At 36.1% G+C, this 15,819-nt stretch carries 17 protein-coding genes, 1 tRNA gene and 1 rRNA gene; 18 read left to right on the top strand and 1 reads right to left on the bottom strand.

The window, feature by feature from the left end; genetic code table 11:
• From rrf to BCR26_RS14335, 6 genes are all read left to right on the top strand, one after another.
• A 5S ribosomal RNA gene (gene rrf / locus BCR26_RS14360) occupies positions 1–94 on the top strand; the annotation flags it as partial.
• Between the two features lie 7 nt (positions 95–101).
• Positions 102–175, top strand: a tRNA-Asn gene (locus BCR26_RS14355).
• 313 nt (positions 176–488) lie between these two features.
• Complete coding sequence (locus BCR26_RS14350) at positions 489–1,544, top strand: LTA glycolipid anchor biosynthesis glycosyltransferase, IagA/BgsA family (RefSeq protein ID WP_069699686.1); 1,056 nt, start codon at positions 489–491, stop codon at positions 1,542–1,544.
• A 16-nt stretch (positions 1,545–1,560) separates the two neighbouring features.
• Positions 1,561–2,787, top strand: coding sequence for a glycosyltransferase family 4 protein (locus tag BCR26_RS14345; protein ID WP_069699685.1), 1,227 nt, complete (start codon positions 1,561–1,563; stop codon positions 2,785–2,787).
• A 92-nt stretch (positions 2,788–2,879) separates the two neighbouring features.
• A complete protein-coding gene (locus BCR26_RS14340; RefSeq protein WP_069699684.1) occupies positions 2,880–3,776 on the top strand; it encodes an NAD(P)-dependent oxidoreductase in 897 nt (298 codons plus the stop codon).
• Positions 3,777–3,876: 100 nt separating this feature from the next.
• Positions 3,877–4,107: a YkuJ family protein gene (locus tag BCR26_RS14335; RefSeq protein ID WP_069699683.1), complete on the top strand. Its 231-nt coding sequence runs from the start codon at positions 3,877–3,879 to the stop codon at positions 4,105–4,107.
• A gap of 79 nt (positions 4,108–4,186) precedes the next feature.
• Here BCR26_RS14335 and BCR26_RS14330 read toward each other — a convergent pair whose 3' ends face one another.
• A complete protein-coding gene (locus BCR26_RS14330) occupies positions 4,187–5,248 on the bottom strand; it encodes an NAD(P)H-dependent flavin oxidoreductase (protein ID WP_069699682.1) in 1,062 nt (353 codons plus the stop codon).
• Between the two features lie 289 nt (positions 5,249–5,537).
• Between BCR26_RS14330 and fabT the strand changes: the two genes are divergently transcribed.
• From fabT to BCR26_RS14270, 12 genes are all read left to right on the top strand, one after another.
• A complete protein-coding gene (gene fabT, locus BCR26_RS14325; protein WP_069699681.1) occupies positions 5,538–5,978 on the top strand; it encodes a fatty acid biosynthesis transcriptional regulator FabT in 441 nt (146 codons plus the stop codon).
• Between the two features lie 14 nt (positions 5,979–5,992).
• Positions 5,993–6,952: a beta-ketoacyl-ACP synthase III gene (locus BCR26_RS14320; protein WP_069699680.1), complete on the top strand. Its 960-nt coding sequence runs from the start codon at positions 5,993–5,995 to the stop codon at positions 6,950–6,952.
• 46 nt (positions 6,953–6,998) lie between these two features.
• On the top strand, positions 6,999–7,229 hold the full coding sequence (locus BCR26_RS14315; protein WP_069699679.1) for an acyl carrier protein: 231 nt from the start codon (positions 6,999–7,001) through the stop codon (positions 7,227–7,229).
• Between the two features lie 138 nt (positions 7,230–7,367).
• Positions 7,368–8,324, top strand: a complete 957-nt coding sequence (fabK, locus tag BCR26_RS14310; RefSeq protein WP_069699678.1) for an enoyl-[acyl-carrier-protein] reductase FabK — start codon at positions 7,368–7,370, stop codon at positions 8,322–8,324.
• 38 nt (positions 8,325–8,362) lie between these two features.
• Complete coding sequence (gene fabD / locus BCR26_RS14305; protein ID WP_069699677.1) at positions 8,363–9,292, top strand: ACP S-malonyltransferase; 930 nt, start codon at positions 8,363–8,365, stop codon at positions 9,290–9,292.
• A 3-nt stretch (positions 9,293–9,295) separates the two neighbouring features.
• On the top strand, positions 9,296–10,033 hold the full coding sequence (gene fabG, locus BCR26_RS14300) for a 3-oxoacyl-[acyl-carrier-protein] reductase (protein WP_069699676.1): 738 nt from the start codon (positions 9,296–9,298) through the stop codon (positions 10,031–10,033).
• A gap of 27 nt (positions 10,034–10,060) precedes the next feature.
• Positions 10,061–11,296, top strand: a complete 1,236-nt coding sequence (gene fabF, locus BCR26_RS14295; protein ID WP_069699675.1) for a beta-ketoacyl-ACP synthase II — start codon at positions 10,061–10,063, stop codon at positions 11,294–11,296.
• A 1-nt stretch (position 11,297) separates the two neighbouring features.
• Positions 11,298–11,810, top strand: a complete 513-nt coding sequence (accB, locus tag BCR26_RS14290; protein ID WP_069699674.1) for an acetyl-CoA carboxylase biotin carboxyl carrier protein — start codon at positions 11,298–11,300, stop codon at positions 11,808–11,810.
• 2 nt (positions 11,811–11,812) lie between these two features.
• Positions 11,813–12,232, top strand: a complete 420-nt coding sequence (gene fabZ, locus BCR26_RS14285) for a 3-hydroxyacyl-ACP dehydratase FabZ (RefSeq protein WP_069699673.1) — start codon at positions 11,813–11,815, stop codon at positions 12,230–12,232.
• A gap of 7 nt (positions 12,233–12,239) precedes the next feature.
• On the top strand, positions 12,240–13,610 hold the full coding sequence (locus tag BCR26_RS14280) for an acetyl-CoA carboxylase biotin carboxylase subunit (RefSeq protein WP_069699672.1): 1,371 nt from the start codon (positions 12,240–12,242) through the stop codon (positions 13,608–13,610).
• A 454-nt stretch (positions 13,611–14,064) separates the two neighbouring features.
• Entirely contained in the window at positions 14,065–14,931 is an 867-nt protein-coding gene (gene accD / locus BCR26_RS14275; RefSeq protein WP_069699671.1) for an acetyl-CoA carboxylase, carboxyltransferase subunit beta, read from the top strand.
• 2 nt (positions 14,932–14,933) lie between these two features.
• A complete protein-coding gene (locus tag BCR26_RS14270; RefSeq protein ID WP_069699687.1) occupies positions 14,934–15,719 on the top strand; it encodes an acetyl-CoA carboxylase carboxyl transferase subunit alpha in 786 nt (261 codons plus the stop codon).
• The last annotated feature ends 100 nt before the right edge of the window (positions 15,720–15,819 follow it).

Genomic DNA, 15,819 nt, shown 5'->3' with positions numbered 1-15,819 from the left:
ATACACCTGTTCCCATGCCGAACACAGAAGTTAAGCTTCTTAGCGCCGATTGTAGTGAAGGGTTTCCCTTTGTGAGAGTAGGACGTCGCCACGCTAATCATTCCGGCATAGCTCAGTTGGTAGTAGCGCATGACTGTTAATCATGATGTCGTAGGTTCGAGTCCTACTGCCGGAGTATAAAAAAGCGAAAACTTTAAAAGTTTTCGCTTTTTTATTTTTTATAATACTAATCAAAAATATTCTAATCTCTTGATAGAAATGAGAAAAGATGAAATAATGTTGTTTGATATATTAATGTATCGTAAGCTTTTAAGCTAACAGTTTTGTCACTTATCAATTACTTGATTGCTAAATATAGTAACATTAAAGGGTTCTTGATATAATACATTATAAGTAAAAATAGTTGAGACTTTAGTTTGAATTTTAAGTTTGTTTTTTGTGATATAATTATCTTAGTTCTTAAAATGAGCAACAAGGGAGTGCTAGCATTGAAATCATTATTATATTTTGAAGGTGAAAAAATTTTAGCGAAGTCTGGTATTGGACGAGCGTTAGATCACCAAAAAAGAGCACTCACTGAAGTTGGTATTGAGTACACCTTGGACCCGGAGTCTACTGACTACGATATTCTACATATTAATACATACGGTATAAAAAGTCATAATATGGTTAAAAAAGCCCGTAAACTAGGTAAAAAAGTTATTTATCATGCACATTCTACAGAAGAAGACTTTAAAAATTCGTTTATTGGATCAAATCAACTTTCTCCATTAGTGAAGAAGTACTTAGTCGGTCTATATACTAAAGCAGACTATTTGATTACTCCTACACCGTACTCAAAGAAGCTTTTAGAAGGGTATGGAATTGAACTTCCAATTGCAGCCATTTCCAATGGGATTGACCTAAAGAAATTTACCCCTTCTATAGAAAAGGAACAGAAGTTTAAAGAGTATTTTAATATTGAAAAAAATCAAAAAGTTATTATTTGTGTAGGATTGTATTTTGAACGAAAAGGATTAATTGATTTTGTTGAGATTGCAAAGAAATTACCAGAGTACCGTTTTATTTGGTTTGGTCATACACCAATGTATTCAATTCCTAAGGCGATTAGAGATATAGTGAAAGAAGAGCATCCGGAGAATGTCGAGTTTCCTGGCTATATTAAAGGAGATATAATTGAAGGAGCTTACTCTGCTGCTGACTTATTCTTTTTCCCATCAAATGAAGAGACTGAAGGAATAGTGATTTTAGAAGCTTTGGCAAGTCATCAACAAGTGCTAGTCAGAGATATTCCAGTCTATCATGGCTGGTTACAAGAAAATATAAATTGTTATATGGGAAGAAATAATCAAGAATTTCAATCACTGATTAGTCAAATTGTTGAAGGGAAGTTACCATCAACAAAGGATGAAGGATATAAAGTTGCTGAAGCAAGAAGCATTGAAAAAGTTGGGCTTGAATTAAAAGCCGTCTACGAAGCAGTTTTAAAAGATACTAAAAATGAAGAACAGAGTTTGTCTTTTTTGAACATGAAGAATAACTAAGATTGGAGGAAACAACGTGAAAATAGGTTTTTTTACAGATACATATTTTCCTCAAGTAAGTGGCGTTGCTACATCTATTAAGACGCTTAAGGAAGAATTGGAGAAACATGGACATCAGGTTTATATATTTACAACCACAGATCCGAACGCGAAAGAATTTGAAGAAGATATTATAAGAATGCCCAGTGTTCCGTTTGTTTCGTTTAAAGACAGAAGAATTGTGGTCAGAGGAATGTGGTATGCATATTTAATTGCAAAAGAGTTAGAATTAGATCTTATTCATACTCATACTGAATTTGGCACTGGTATGTTAGGTAAGATGGTTGGAAAAAAAATGAAAGTTCCTGTGATTCATACGTATCATACAATGTATGAAGATTATTTACATTATGTGGCTAATGGAAAAGTACTGCGTCCGTCTCATGTGAAGTATTTTTCTCGCATGTTTACCAACCATACTACAGGTGTGGTTTGTCCAAGTGAAAGAGTAATTGAAAAGCTAAGAGATTATGGTGTAAAAACTCCGATGCGGATTATTCCAACGGGTATTAATATAGAAAAATTTGAACGACCAGATATTACTATGGAAATGATTAAAGAGTTGCGAACTCAGTTTGGGTTCAGTGATGACACAATCATGTTATTATCATTGAGCCGTATTTCATACGAAAAAAATATCCAAGCAATTATAAATGGATTACCAGAAATAGTAGAGAAATACCCAAATGCACACTTATTAATTGTTGGAGATGGTCCTTATGTTGAAAAACTTAAAGATTTAGCTTTAGAATTAGGTGTTCAGAATCATATTCAATTTGTAGGTGAGATTCCAAATGATCAAGTTGCGATCTATTATAAAGCTGCAGATTATTTTGTTAGTGCATCAACTTCGGAAACTCAAGGATTAACTTATACTGAAGCAATGGCTTCTGGTGTACAATGTGTTGTTGAAGGGAATGCTTATCTTAATAGCTTGTTTGATCACGAATCATTAGGAGTTACTTTTGAAACCGATGAAAAATTTGCAGAGACATTTATTAATTATGTTGAATCTGGCTATCAATTAGATGAGAAAATATTAGAGAAAAAAATGTATGAAATATCTGCAACTCATTTTGGAGAAGTAATGCTTGATTTCTATCATGATATGATAAATTACTTTAAAACTGAAGTTGCTATTGAAAAAGAAAGCACGGTTTCTATAGAACGAATTAAGGTTAAATTAACCTCTTTAAGAAAATAAAAATGTAAAATTTCTAATCATGGTTTATACTGTGGTTAGAAGTTTTTTTGTTTTATGTAAGATTTTTTGTATTCAGGAAGGATGACAGAAAAATGGTTCAAAAAAGAATTGGATTTATCGGCACAGGTGTGATGGGAACGTCCATTATCAAAAATATAATGAAAAATGACCGTAAAGTTTCTGTGTATAATCGAACAAAGTCAAAAACAGACGAGTTGATTGCAAATGGAGCAGAATGGCAAAGTAGTCCTAAATCGATTGTAGAAGTAAGTGACATTATTTTTACAATGGTGGGTTTTCCAGAGGATGTTGAAGCCATCTATTTTGGAGAAAATGGTATTTTTAGTGAAAGCCTAGAAGGAAAGATTGTTGTTGATTTGACAACCAGTACACCAATTCTAGCTGAAAAAATTTCTTTGAAAGCAAAAGAACTAGGAGGCGCGGCTCTTGATGCACCAGTATCAGGTGGTGATTTGGGAGCAAAAAATGGAACCTTAACGATTATGGCTGGTGGAGAATCGAATATTTACGATCAAGTATTGCCAATTTTTCAGATGATTGGGAAAACATTCACATTGCATGGTCCAGCAGGAAAAGGGCAGCATACTAAAATGGCAAATCAAATTATGATTGCTGGAACGATGACTGGAATGACGGAGATGCTAGTTTATGCAAATGAAGCCGGGTTGGATTTAGAAAAAGTTATCCATACACTTTCTGGGGGGAGTGCCGCAAACTGGTCATTAAGTAATTACAGTCCTAGAATATTAAATAAGGATTACTCACCTGGCTTTTTCGTAAAACATTTTATAAAAGATTTAAGAATTGCATTGGAAGGTGCTGCCCAGATGGGAATAGAGTTGCCAGCTACTAAAACAGCTACGAAGCTCTATGAAAACCTTGCTAACAAAGGATTTGAGAACGATGGTACACAAGCTTTGATTAAGCTATGGTGGCCAGAAGGAGTCCCAACAGGAAATAAAGATTAAAGAACAAAAAAAAAAATTAAAAAAATGGCTAAAAGTCATGCAAGCAAGCCAATGTTTTGTTACAATAGTACAGAACTAGTTTGCAAAAGGAGGCCCATTTATGAAACATTCACAACTTGTGGCGATTATTAAGAGACTCGAAGCAATGACGGAAGCAACTGACAATGAAATACAAGTACGTCGTTTTGAACGTGAAGGTGTAGAAAAATGTATTGTAAGTTATGATAGTTCAACTGAAACGTTTGAATTGACAGAAACTGATACACAACAAAATTACCAGTTTGACAATATAGATATTGTAGCAATGGAAATCTACGATCTAATTCAGTAAAATGTTCAAATGACTATGACAATTCAAATTAAAAAAAGTGAGCAAGCTTGTTGAGAGCTTGTTCACTTTTTTATACACTTTAGTCAGCTGTCAATTCTTCAAAAATTGCTTTTACAGTTGTTTTTTCTTTTAAGCGATAAGCATTTGCCCCTGCGAAAACTAAAGCGTGTTGAGGGTCTTTAGTAACTGCATTTAATAACGTTTCTGAAATACAATATGGAATTGTTTCTCGGTCACAATGTTTATAAGATAAGCAACTACGGCACTTTTCAATTGGAATTTGTTCATGTTGAATTCGTTCTGTGAACTGATTTTTTATAGCTCTTCCAGGCATACCGACAGGACTTTTAATAATAGTGATATCATCTTCTTCCGCACTAATATAAGAGTCTTTAAAAGCATCTGGAGCATCACACTCTTCCGTTACAACAAAACGGGTCGCCATTTGTACGCCAGAACAGCCTAAACTTAAATAATGATCGATATCAGAACGATTAAATACGCCACCTGCAAAAACAACGGGGATTTTTCGGTTAAACTCTTCTTCAAAAGTTTTAACGGTTTCAATAATTTTAACTACTTCGGCGTCCATAGTCTCGATACTTTCTTTTAGTGTTTCAGCTTTGAAACCTAAGTGTCCACCGGCTTTTGGCCCCTCAATCACGATAAAGTCAGCGGTAGCATTGTATCTTTTTTTCCATAAGCCTAGTAGGACTTTAGTGGCTTTATTTGAAGAAACAATCGGAGCAATTTTTGTATCGCTGCCTTTAACTAATTCAGGTAGGTTGATTGGTAATCCAGCACCAGAAATGATGACGTCTGCACCAACTTCTACACAGCGTTTTACATAGCGATCATAATGAAAAGTTGCCGCCATAATGTTAAAACCAATCAATCCGCCTTTCGCAATTTCTTTTGCTTTGTCAAACTGTTTTTTTATGGCCTCCATATTCGCTCTCATTGGTGACTTTTCAAAAATCTCTTCTTGATAACCAATTTGGGCAGTTGAAAGAATACCGATGCCTCCCTCTTTACCAACGGCTCCTGCTAAATTAGCTAAGCTAATTCCAATTCCCATCCCTCCTTGAATAATGGGGACTTTTGCAACAAGTTTATCTATTACTAATGGTTTTAGTGACATAGTTGTTACTCCTTTGTTCAAATTTTTCGGATAAAAAAACAAAATAGTTTGATGTTCAAACTAAAACAAATATAGTCAATTCGATGTAAACTGTCAAATGTTTTTTCTCAGTAAGTGAAATAAACCAGTAAAATTTCAAGAGAATTTTAATGTTTTCTCCTTATCTCATCAATGTTTCTTAGAAATTTTAAGAAAAAATATTATTTTTACTTGCAATCTGTTTTAAGATGCGATATAGTTTGAACATCAAATGTTTTGACTATCAAACTATTATGGACGGTGCACAGAAATGGAACCTAATTTAGAAACAATTAATGATTATTTAGTCAGCGTTTTTAATGACATTTTGACGATTGAGGAATCTGAATTAAAGCGATCACAGTTCAATGATTTGTCCATTACTGAAATGCACACTATTGAAGCAATTGGGATGTACAAGAAAAAAACTTCTTCTGAAGTAGCAAAAGAATTATCAATTACGGTTGGAACACTGACTGTCGCTATTAACAATTTAGTTAAAAAGAACTATGTTGAAAGAATTCGAAGTGAAGATGATCGCCGTGTTGTGAAACTAGGATTAACGAAAAAAGGAAAATTATTATTCCGTGTTCATCAACATTTTCATCGTGAAATGGTTAAAACCATTTTGACTGGTATGGACAAAGATGAAGAGAGTGCTCTATTAAAAGCCTTAGCAAATCTTCATAATTTTTTAAAGGAATATAAGTAAAAGCGAGGATTATGATGGAACAGTATGCAAAAATAATTTGTACGGGTCGTTATGTTCCGAATAATGTTGTTACAAACGATCAGCTTTCCGAAAAAATGGAAACTTCTGATGAATGGATAGCTAGTCGAACTGGGATTCGCGAGAGACATATTACAACAGACGAAAACACTTCTGACTTATGTACACAAGTAGCAAAAAAATTATTAGAAAAATCTGGTCGATTACCAGAGGAATTAGACTTTGTTATTGTTGCAACTATGACCCCAGATTATGGAACGCCTTCAGTTGCTTGCCAAGTACAAGGAAATATCAAAGCAGAGAATGCTTTTGCTTTTGATATTAGTGCAGCATGTACCGGATTTGTATACGCATTAAGTATAGGGGAAAAATTTATCCGAACTGGGAAAAAACTTGGCATGATCATTGGTGGTGAAACCTTATCAAAGGTCATTGATTGGGAAGATAGGCGGACAGCTGTTTTGTTTGGGGATGGAGCTGGTGGTGTTCTTTTAGAAGCTTCAGATGAACAGCATTTTTTTGCTGAGAATTTACAAGCAGATGGTCAAAGAGGTCATTCACTTACTTCAGGATTTATTAAAAATGAAAATCCGTATTTTAAAGGAAATCAGGAAGAAACATTTTATTTGCAAATGGATGGAAGAAGCATCTATGATTTTTCTTTGAATACTGTTACGAAAAATATTTCTAGTGTTTTGAGTGACGATGTCGATTATCTTTTATTGCACCAAGCAAATAAAAGGATTATTGAAAAAATCGCAAAAAAAGTTAACGTTCCTAGAGAAAAATTTTTAACTAATATGGAGCAAAATGGTAATACTTCTGCCGCAAGCATTCCTCTTTTATTAGATGAATCAGTTGAAAGTGGTATTTTAAAGTTAGGAACTAATCAAAAAATTGTGTTAACAGGTTATGGTGGAGGTTTAACTTGGGGGTCAATCCTGCTGTCACTATAAGAACTGTTGCTATAGAAAATTAAAAATCATTGGAGGAATATACAATATGGTATTCGAAAAAATTCAAGCAATTATCGTGGAAGAATTAGGAAAAGAAGCAGATGAAGTACAATTAACAACAAATATTCAAGAAGAATTAGATGCAGACAGTTTAGATCTATTTCAAATTATCAATGAAATTGAAGATGCATTTGATGTGAAAATTGAATCTGAAGATGGAATCAATACCGTTCAAGATTTAGTAACATACGTAGAAAAACAACAAGCAGAAAAATAAAAAGTAAGCTGCTATTAGGTAAAAATAAAAAGTCGGATGAAAAAGCTGAACGAGTTCGTTCAGTTTTTTCATCAATCGTTTCATCATGATTTAGTAATCAATAGCAATTATTCTTAATTATAAAAGAGGACGTAAACTATGCAATCAAAAATAAGTGAAATGATTGGAATAAAGTATCCTATCTTTCAAGGCGGTATGGCTTGGATAGCCGATGCTTCGTTAGCAGGGGCAGTATCAGAAGCTGGTGGTTTAGGAATTATCGCGGGTGGTAATGCACCGAAAGAAGTCGTTCAAGCTGAAATAAAAAAAATTAAAGAAATTACCGATAAACCGTTCGGTGTAAATATTATGTTACTCTCTCCATTTGCGGAAGAGATTGTTGACTTGGTTTGTGAAGAAAAAGTACCAGTTGTTACTACTGGCGCTGGGAATCCAAGCAAATATATGAGTAAGTTTAAAGAACACAATATAAAAGTTATTCCAGTTATTCCTTCGATTGCATTAGGAGCACGCATGGAAAAAATCGGTGCAGATGCAGTAATTGTTGAAGGAATGGAAGCTGGTGGTCATATAGGCAAATTGACGACAATGAGCTTAGTTCCACAAGTAGTAGATGCTTTGACTATTCCAGTGATCGCAGCAGGTGGTATTGGTGATGGTAGAGGAATGGCAGCAGCTCTTATGCTTGGTGCAGCAGGTGTACAAGTAGGAACTAGATTTTTAGTTGCTAAAGAATGTACCGTTCATGAAAATTACAAATCAAAAATTATCAAGGCGCGAGATATTGATACGGTTGTTACTTGTCAACATTTTGGTCATCCGGTTCGGGCAATCAAAAATAAATTGACAAAAGAATATGATCAGCTAGAGAAGCAAGAACTGAAAAGTTCAGATCCTGATACAACTAAATTTGATGAATTAGGTCAAGGAGCATTGAAGAAGGCGGTTGTAGATGGAGATACAGATTTTGGCTCTGTAATGGCGGGTCAAATTGCTGGATTAGTAAAGAAAGAAGAGACAGCAAAAGAAATTATTGAATCTTACATTGCTGAGGCAAAGGAAGTTATTGCAACTACATACCAACAATGGATTTAAAAAATCCAATGAATGAGTAGGATTAAAGGAGATAGAGAATGAAAACAGCATTCGTATTTAGTGGACAAGGAGCACAATATGTTGGAATGGGAAAAGAGCTTTTTCAACAAGAAAAAATAGTTCAAGATACTTTTACTGAAGCCAGTGATGTCGTTGGATATGATATGGCAAAATTGTGTTTTACAGAAAATGAACAATTAAATGAAACAGCCTATACTCAACCTGCAATTTTGACTGTTAGTGTCGCTTTTTACCGTTTGTTGGAAGAAAAAGGCTATCATCCTGATGTTGTGGCGGGATTGAGCTTAGGTGAGTATAGTGCTCTTGTAGCAAGTGGAGCAATTTTGTTTCCACAAGCGGTCGAACTAGTAGCTAAAAGAGGAAAATACATGACAGAAGCTGCTCCAACTGGAACTGGGAAAATGGTTGCGGTGATGAATACGGATCGCACATTGATTGAAACGATTTGTAAGGAAGCTAGTTCTTTTGGGATTGTCTCACCTGCAAACTATAATACTCCTCAGCAAATTGTGATTGGTGGCGAAGTTCTGGCAGTTGATAAAGCTGTTGAACTTTTAACAGATGCCGGAGTGAAGCGAATGATTCCATTGAACGTGAGTGGCCCATTTCATACAGCTTTGCTGAAACCCGCATCAGAGAAATTAGCAGCAGAACTAACAACGATTGCATTTTCTGAAATGAAGATACCTGTTATTAGTAATACTACAGCTGAAGTAATGAAACAGGTTGAAATCAAGCAACTATTGGAAAAACAAGTAATGTCCGCTGTTCGATTTGCAGAAAGTATCGAGACGATGAAGGAAATGGGTGTAGATACTATTATTGAAGTCGGGCCTGGAAAAACATTGACAGGATTTGTCAAAAAAATTGATAAAAGTTTGCAAATAGCTCGTGTGGAAGATGAAAAAACATTGCATGAGGCGTTCACGCTTTTAGATGGGAGGTAAATAATGGACTTAAAAGAGAAAAACGTTTTTGTGACAGGAAGTACTCGAGGAATCGGTAAAGCAATTGCACTGGCTTTTGCTAGTGAGGGTGCCAATGTTGTTTTAAATGGGAGAAGTGAAATTAGTCAGGAAAAAATTGCTGAAATTGAAGCAAAAGGTGTCAAATGTATCGGTGTTTCAGGTGATATAGCTGATTATACTTCTGCTGGTGAAATGATTCAGAAAGCTGTTGATGAGCTAGGCTCAGTTGATATTTTAGTGAATAACGCTGGTGTCACAAATGACAAGCTTTTATTGAGGATGTCTGATGAAGATTTCAACAAGTGTATTCAGATTAATTTAAACGGTACGTTTAACATGACGCAGCATGTAGTGAAAAAGATGATGAAGCAACGTAGTGGTAGTATCATTAATATTGCAAGTGTTTCTGGATTGCTAGGAAATGTTGGGCAGGCGAACTATGCTGCAAGTAAAGCTGGGGTTGTTGGTTTTTCTAAATCTGTAGCAAGAGAAGTTGCTTCAAGAGGAATAACTTGTAATGTTATAGCACCAGGCTTTATTGAAACAGAAATGACCGATGTATTAACAGATAAAATAAAAGAACAAACGACACAACAAATTCCGTTACAAAGATATGGACAAGTTGAAGATGTTGCCAATGTTGCTACTTTTTTAGCTGTGAATCCATATATAACAGGACAAGTTATCAATGTTGACGGTGGTTTGGTTATGCACGGGTAATAAACCCTTTTGAAAGGAGCAAAAAGAATGAATCGCGTAGTTATTACAGGATACGGAGTGACATCCCCGATTGGGAATGATGCTGAAACATTTTTAGAAAGTTTAAAACAAGGGAAAAATGGGATTGGTCCAATTACTAAATTTGATGCTTCTGAAACTGGAATTTCGGTAGCTGCAGAAGTAAAGGATTTTCCTTTTGATAAATATTTTGTGAAAAAAGACGCAAAACGGATGGATATGTTTTCTATCTATGGTATTTATGCTGCTTTAGAAGCGTTGGAAATGAGTAAATTAGATACGGAAACTATTGATGTCGATCGTTTTGGTGTGATGGTAGGTTCTGGAATTGGTGGGTTACAAACAATTCAAGAGCAAGTGACACGGATGAACAATAAAGGTCCTCAAAGAGTTGCCCCTTTATTTGTACCAATGGCCATTGTGAACATGGCTGCTGGTAATATTGCTCTTAGAGTGGGAGCTAAAGGCATTTGTACAGCAACCGTTACGGCTTGTGCCAGTGCAACGCATTCAATTGGTGAGGCTTTTAGAAATATTAAACATGGGTACTCAGATGTTATTTTAGCAGGTGGAGCTGAATCAACTATTTGTGAAATAGGGATTGCTGGTTTTGCCTCTTTAACTGCATTATCTGATTCAAAAGATCCAAATAGAGCGTCTATTCCTTTTGACAAAGACCGAAATGGTTTTGTTATGGGTGAAGGTGCAGGAATTGTAGTCGTTGAATCTTTAGAGCATGCTCAAAAACGTGGGGCTACCATTTTAGGTGAGATTGTTGGATATGGAGCGAACTGTGACGCGTATCATATGACTTCACCAACGCCAGATGGTTCTGGTGCAGCAAAAGCGATGAAACTAGCAATGGATGAAGCTGAGATTCAACCCGATCAAGTAGGGTATATTAATGCTCATGGAACGAGTACCCAAGCAAATGAGATAGCAGAAGCCAAAGCAATTCAAACAGCAATGGGTGCAGCAATTGATAAAGTTCGTGTTAGTAGTACTAAGAGTATGACAGGACATTTATTAGGCGCAGCAGGAGGAATTGAAAGTATTGCAACATTGAATGCACTACAACATCAGTTTATTCCTCCAACAATAGGGATAGAGAATGTAGATGACGATATTACATTGAATTTAGTTGTAAATCAAAGTGAAGAGTATCAGTTTGACTATGCATTAAGTAATTCACTGGGATTTGGAGGACATAACGCAGTCATTTGTTTGAAGCGTTGGGAGGATTAGTATGGAGATCAGAGAAGTCAAAGAATTATTGGAACAGTTTGATCAATCAAGTTTAACGGAGTTTAGTTTTAAAAAAGACACTTTTGATTTATATATGAATAAAAATAAAATAGCTCAAAATCATCCTTCAACTGTTAATGAAGGAAGCAATAAAGGCGCACTAACTACTCCTCAGCAAGAAGTACAGATGGTTAATACCAATGAAGTATCAGAGAAATCAGTAAATACTTCTATAGAAAAAAAAGTTGAGCCAAAGCAGTTAGCTGCCAATCTTGAAGAAATTGTTTCGCCAATTGTTGGAGTTGTTTATTTGAAGCCAGCTCCAGATAAAGAAAACTTTAAACAGGTTGGCGATACAGTAAAAAAAGGGGAAGTTATTTGTATTATTGAGGCAATGAAGTTGATGAATGAAATTACTTCAACAGCGGATGGAGTTATTGCAGAGATTTTGGTAGATAATGAATCAATTGTCGAGTATAATCAGCCGCTAATTACCGTGGCTAAAGGAGTATAATTATGAATATTCAAGAAATTATGGATGTTATACCTCATCGCTATCCTTTCTTGTTAATCGATACAGTAGAAGAAATTGTTGTTGGTGAGAAAGTAATTGCTAAAAAAAATGTCACTATGAACGAGCCATTTTTCCAAGGGCATTTTCCAGAAGAGCCTGTGATGCCGGGAGTATTAATTATTGAAGCGTTAGCTCAAGCAGGGGCAGTTGCATTACTTGCAATGCCTGAATTTAAAGGGAAGACAGCTTATTTTGGTGGAATAGATAAAGCGAAATTTAGAAAAAAGGTTGTTCCAGGAGATACACTGATGCTGGAAATAGAAATTGTGAAAGTAAAATCAGTAGCCGGTATTGGCAAGGGTGTTGCAACTGTGAATGGAAAAAAAGTAGCAGAAGCTGAACTAACCTTTATGATTGGATAGGTGAACTATGTTTTCAAAAGTATTAATTGCAAATCGTGGTGAAATTGCAGTCCGTATTATTCGTGCTTGTCATGAACTAGGCATTCAAACAGTGGCTGTTTATTCAGAGGCGGATCGAGAGGCCTTACATACGCAATTGGCTGATGAGGCCATTTGTATTGGTCCTGCTAAAGCAACGGATTCTTATTTGAATGTCCAACATGTATTAAGTGCTGCTATCGTTACTAACGCAGAAGCAATCCATCCGGGTTTTGGTTTTCTTTCAGAGAATAGTCAATTTGCGGCAATGTGTGAAGAGTGTAATATTACTTTTATTGGTCCTAAAGCAGAAACGATAGATGCGATGGGGAATAAAATCAATGCGCGCCGTCTAATGCAAGAAGCTAATGTTCCGGTTATTCCTGGAAGTGAGGGTGTGATTCATACCGTTGACGAGGCGCTAACAATTGCGGATGAAATTGGTTATCCAGTTATGCTAAAAGCAGCAGCTGGTGGCGGTGGAAAAGGAATTCGTAAAGTGTTGTCTAGAGAAGAATTACCTACTCATTTTAACTCTGCTCAACAAGAAGCAAAAGCTGCCTTTGGAAATGATGATATGTACTTAGAAAAAATTATCTATCCAGCTCGGCATATTGAAGTACAAATTCTAGGTGATCGATTTGGTCACGTGATTCACTTAGGAGAGAGAGATTGTTCCTTACAAAGAAACAATCAGAAAGTATTGGAGGAATCACCTTCAATCGCTATAACAGATGAAAAAAGAGCCTTGTTGGGCGAGACAGCTGTCCGTGCAGCAAAAGCAGTTCACTATCAAAATGCCGGGACAATTGAGTTTTTAATGGACCCATCTGGAGAATTTTATTTCATGGAAATGAATACCCGAATTCAAGTAGAACATCCAGTGACAGAAATGGTTACAGGAATTGATTTGGTCAAGGCTCAATTGAAAATAGCCTATGGGGAGAAGTTGCCTTACGAACAAAAAGATATCTGCATTAAAGGACATGCGATTGAATGTCGTATAAATGCTGAAAACCCAGCGTTCAATTTTGCTCCATCTCCTGGGAAAATAAAAAATTTATTGTTGCCAAGTGGTGGTATGGGATTGCGTGTTGATAGCGCCATGTATTCTGGCTATACGATTCCACCTTATTATGATTCTATGATTGCAAAAGTGATTGTTCATGGAGTCGATCGTTTTGATGCTTTAATGAAAATGCAACGGGCATTGAACGAAATTGTAACCGAAGGAATCATTACAAATGCAGAGTTCCAATTGGATTTAATTGCTCATAAGAATGTTTTGTCAGGGGATTATGATACAAGCTTCTTGCAAGAAACATTTTTACCTGAGTGGGAACCAGCCAACGAAAACTAACAATTAGTAACTTTCTAATAAAAAAATCGAGAATATAAAAAACAGAGTAAAAGAAATCCCCTATTCTAGGAAACAAAGTGAGATAGGAATAGAGGACATCGGAGCAAAAGGTAAAAGGTAGAACCACTATCCTTCGAACAAAGTGAGTTAGAAATAGAGGATATCGGACCAAAAGGTAAAAGGAGAGCCGCTATTCTAGGAAGCGAAGCGACGTAGAAATAGGGGACATCGGACCAAAAGGTAAAAGGAGAGCCGCTATTCTAGGAAGCGAAGCGACGTAGAAATAGGGGACATCGGACCAATAGGTAAAAGGAGAGCCATTTATTCTTACGAGTTTTACTCGTTAGAGATAATGGACATCGGACCAATAGGTAAAAGGAGAGCCATTTATTCTTACGAGTTTTACTCGTTAGAGATAATGGACATCGGACCAATAGGTAAAAGGAGAGTAACCATGGCTTTATTTAAAAAGAAAAATTATATTCGAATCAATCCAAATCGTGAAACTGACCTATCTTCTCAAAAAAAGCCGGCTGTTCCAGATAATATGTGGGCGAAGTGTCCTTGTTGTAAACGAACATTATACACTAAGGACATGGGAATAGAAAAAGTTTGCCCTTATTGCGAGTATAGTTTTCGGATTGGAGCTTGGGAGCGCTTATCACTAACTATTGATGAAAAAAGTTTTAAGGAATGGGATACAGATACAGAGACGGAAGATCCATTAGAGTTTCCAGGCTATTTAGATAAAATCAAACAAATGCAAGCGAAAACTGAACTTCATGAAGCCGTTTTGACGGGGAAAGCGGCGATTGATGGACAAGCGATTGCCATTGGTGTAATGGATGCTAATTTTATCATGGGTAGTATGGGAACGGTTGTTGGAGAGAAAATTACTCGCCTATTTGAACGTGCTATAGAAAAACGTCTGCCTGTAATTATCTTTACCGCATCGGGTGGAGCTAGAATGCAAGAAGGGATTTTTTCTTTAATGCAGATGGCAAAAATTTCAGGAGCTGTGAAACGTCACAGTAAAGCGGGATTGCTATACATTACTGTCCTAACAGATCCTACTACTGGTGGTGTTACTGCAAGTTTTGCGATGGAAGGGGACATTATTTTAGCTGAACCTCAGAGTTTAATCGGGTTTGCTGGAAGAAGAGTAATTGAACAAACAATCCGTCAAGAATTGCCAGAAGATTTTCAAAAAGCAGAGTTTTTGCTGGAGCATGGTTTTGTCGATAAAATTGTTCCTAGAAATCAATTGCGGGAGACTCTAGGGAAGTTAGTCCGTATTCATACTATGGAAGGGTGGAAGTGATGATGGAAAAAACCGCAAATGACATTGTTACTCTTGCTAGAGCCCAAAATCGCTACACAACTTTGGAATATATCGATGCTGTGTTTTCAGATTTTATGGAGTTTCATGGAGATCGCTATTTTGGCGATGACTTAGCGGTTGTTGGTGGTGTAGCAACATTAGATAACAAACCAGTGACGGTAGTTGGAATCCAAAAAGGAAGAAATCTTCCGGAAAACATTGAACGAAATTTTGGCTCTCCTAATCCAGAAGGCTATCGTAAAGCATTACGATTAATGAAACAAGCAGAGAAGTTTAAACGACCAGTAATTACATTTATCAATACTGCTGGGGCCTACTGTGGGATTGGAGCAGAAGAACGAGGCGAGGGAGAAGCCATTGCTAAAAATCTTCTTGAGATGTCTGATCTACAAGTACCTGTGATTGCAATTATTATTGGTGAAGGTGGCAGTGGTGGAGCACTGGCGTTAGCAGTGGCTGATGAAGTCTGGATGTTAGAACATACTATTTACGCGATTTTGTCACCGGAAGGATTTGCATCTATCTTATGGAAAGATGGTAGTCGTTCCAAGGAAGCTGCCGAATTAATGAAAATTACTGCTAGTGAATTAAAAGAATTAGCTATTGTAGATAAAGTAATACCAGAAGTAATGAACGGGGAATTACTTGAGCAAGAGAAAATTAATCGGATGATTCATAAAGCATTGCAAGGAAAACTAACAGAGTTATCTAAATTGGATACAGAAGATTTGGTTGAAAAACGTTACCAACGATTTAGAAAATACTAAAAAAGAGAGTGGGACAATAGTCAGAAATACATCTGATTGTTGCCTCACTTTTTTGATTTCTAAAAAAAGAGAATGTTCCGTTTAAAAAACAAGAGGGATC

Source organism: Enterococcus rivorum (assembly GCF_001742285.1).
GTDB classification, from domain to species: Bacteria; Bacillota; Bacilli; order Lactobacillales; family Enterococcaceae; genus Enterococcus_L; species Enterococcus_L rivorum.
Note: the sequence above shows the minus strand (reverse complement) of the source record. Positions and strands in the feature narration are given on the sequence as shown.

What these genes read in the sequence shown, in the direction of transcription:
- BCR26_RS14340 (WP_069699684.1), top strand. Translation starts at nt 2,880, where the DNA reads ATGGTTCAAAAAAGAATTGGATTTATCGGCACAGGTGTGATGGGAACG.
- BCR26_RS14335 (WP_069699683.1), top strand. Translation starts at nt 3,877, where the DNA reads ATGAAACATTCACAACTTGTGGCGATTATTAAGAGACTCGAAGCAATG.
- BCR26_RS14330 (WP_069699682.1), bottom strand. Translation starts at nt 5,248, where the DNA reads ATGTCACTAAAACCATTAGTAATAGATAAACTTGTTGCAAAAGTCCCC.
- fabT (WP_069699681.1), top strand. Translation starts at nt 5,538, where the DNA reads ATGGAACCTAATTTAGAAACAATTAATGATTATTTAGTCAGCGTTTTT.
- BCR26_RS14320 (WP_069699680.1), top strand. Translation starts at nt 5,993, where the DNA reads ATGGAACAGTATGCAAAAATAATTTGTACGGGTCGTTATGTTCCGAAT.
- BCR26_RS14315 (WP_069699679.1), top strand. Translation starts at nt 6,999, where the DNA reads ATGGTATTCGAAAAAATTCAAGCAATTATCGTGGAAGAATTAGGAAAA.
- fabK (WP_069699678.1), top strand. Translation starts at nt 7,368, where the DNA reads ATGCAATCAAAAATAAGTGAAATGATTGGAATAAAGTATCCTATCTTT.
- fabD (WP_069699677.1), top strand. Translation starts at nt 8,363, where the DNA reads ATGAAAACAGCATTCGTATTTAGTGGACAAGGAGCACAATATGTTGGA.
- fabG (WP_069699676.1), top strand. Translation starts at nt 9,296, where the DNA reads ATGGACTTAAAAGAGAAAAACGTTTTTGTGACAGGAAGTACTCGAGGA.
- fabF (WP_069699675.1), top strand. Translation starts at nt 10,061, where the DNA reads ATGAATCGCGTAGTTATTACAGGATACGGAGTGACATCCCCGATTGGG.
- accB (WP_069699674.1), top strand. Translation starts at nt 11,298, where the DNA reads ATGGAGATCAGAGAAGTCAAAGAATTATTGGAACAGTTTGATCAATCA.
- fabZ (WP_069699673.1), top strand. Translation starts at nt 11,813, where the DNA reads ATGAATATTCAAGAAATTATGGATGTTATACCTCATCGCTATCCTTTC.
- BCR26_RS14280 (WP_069699672.1), top strand. Translation starts at nt 12,240, where the DNA reads ATGTTTTCAAAAGTATTAATTGCAAATCGTGGTGAAATTGCAGTCCGT.
- accD (WP_069699671.1), top strand. Translation starts at nt 14,065, where the DNA reads ATGGCTTTATTTAAAAAGAAAAATTATATTCGAATCAATCCAAATCGT.
- BCR26_RS14270 (WP_069699687.1), top strand. Translation starts at nt 14,934, where the DNA reads ATGGAAAAAACCGCAAATGACATTGTTACTCTTGCTAGAGCCCAAAAT.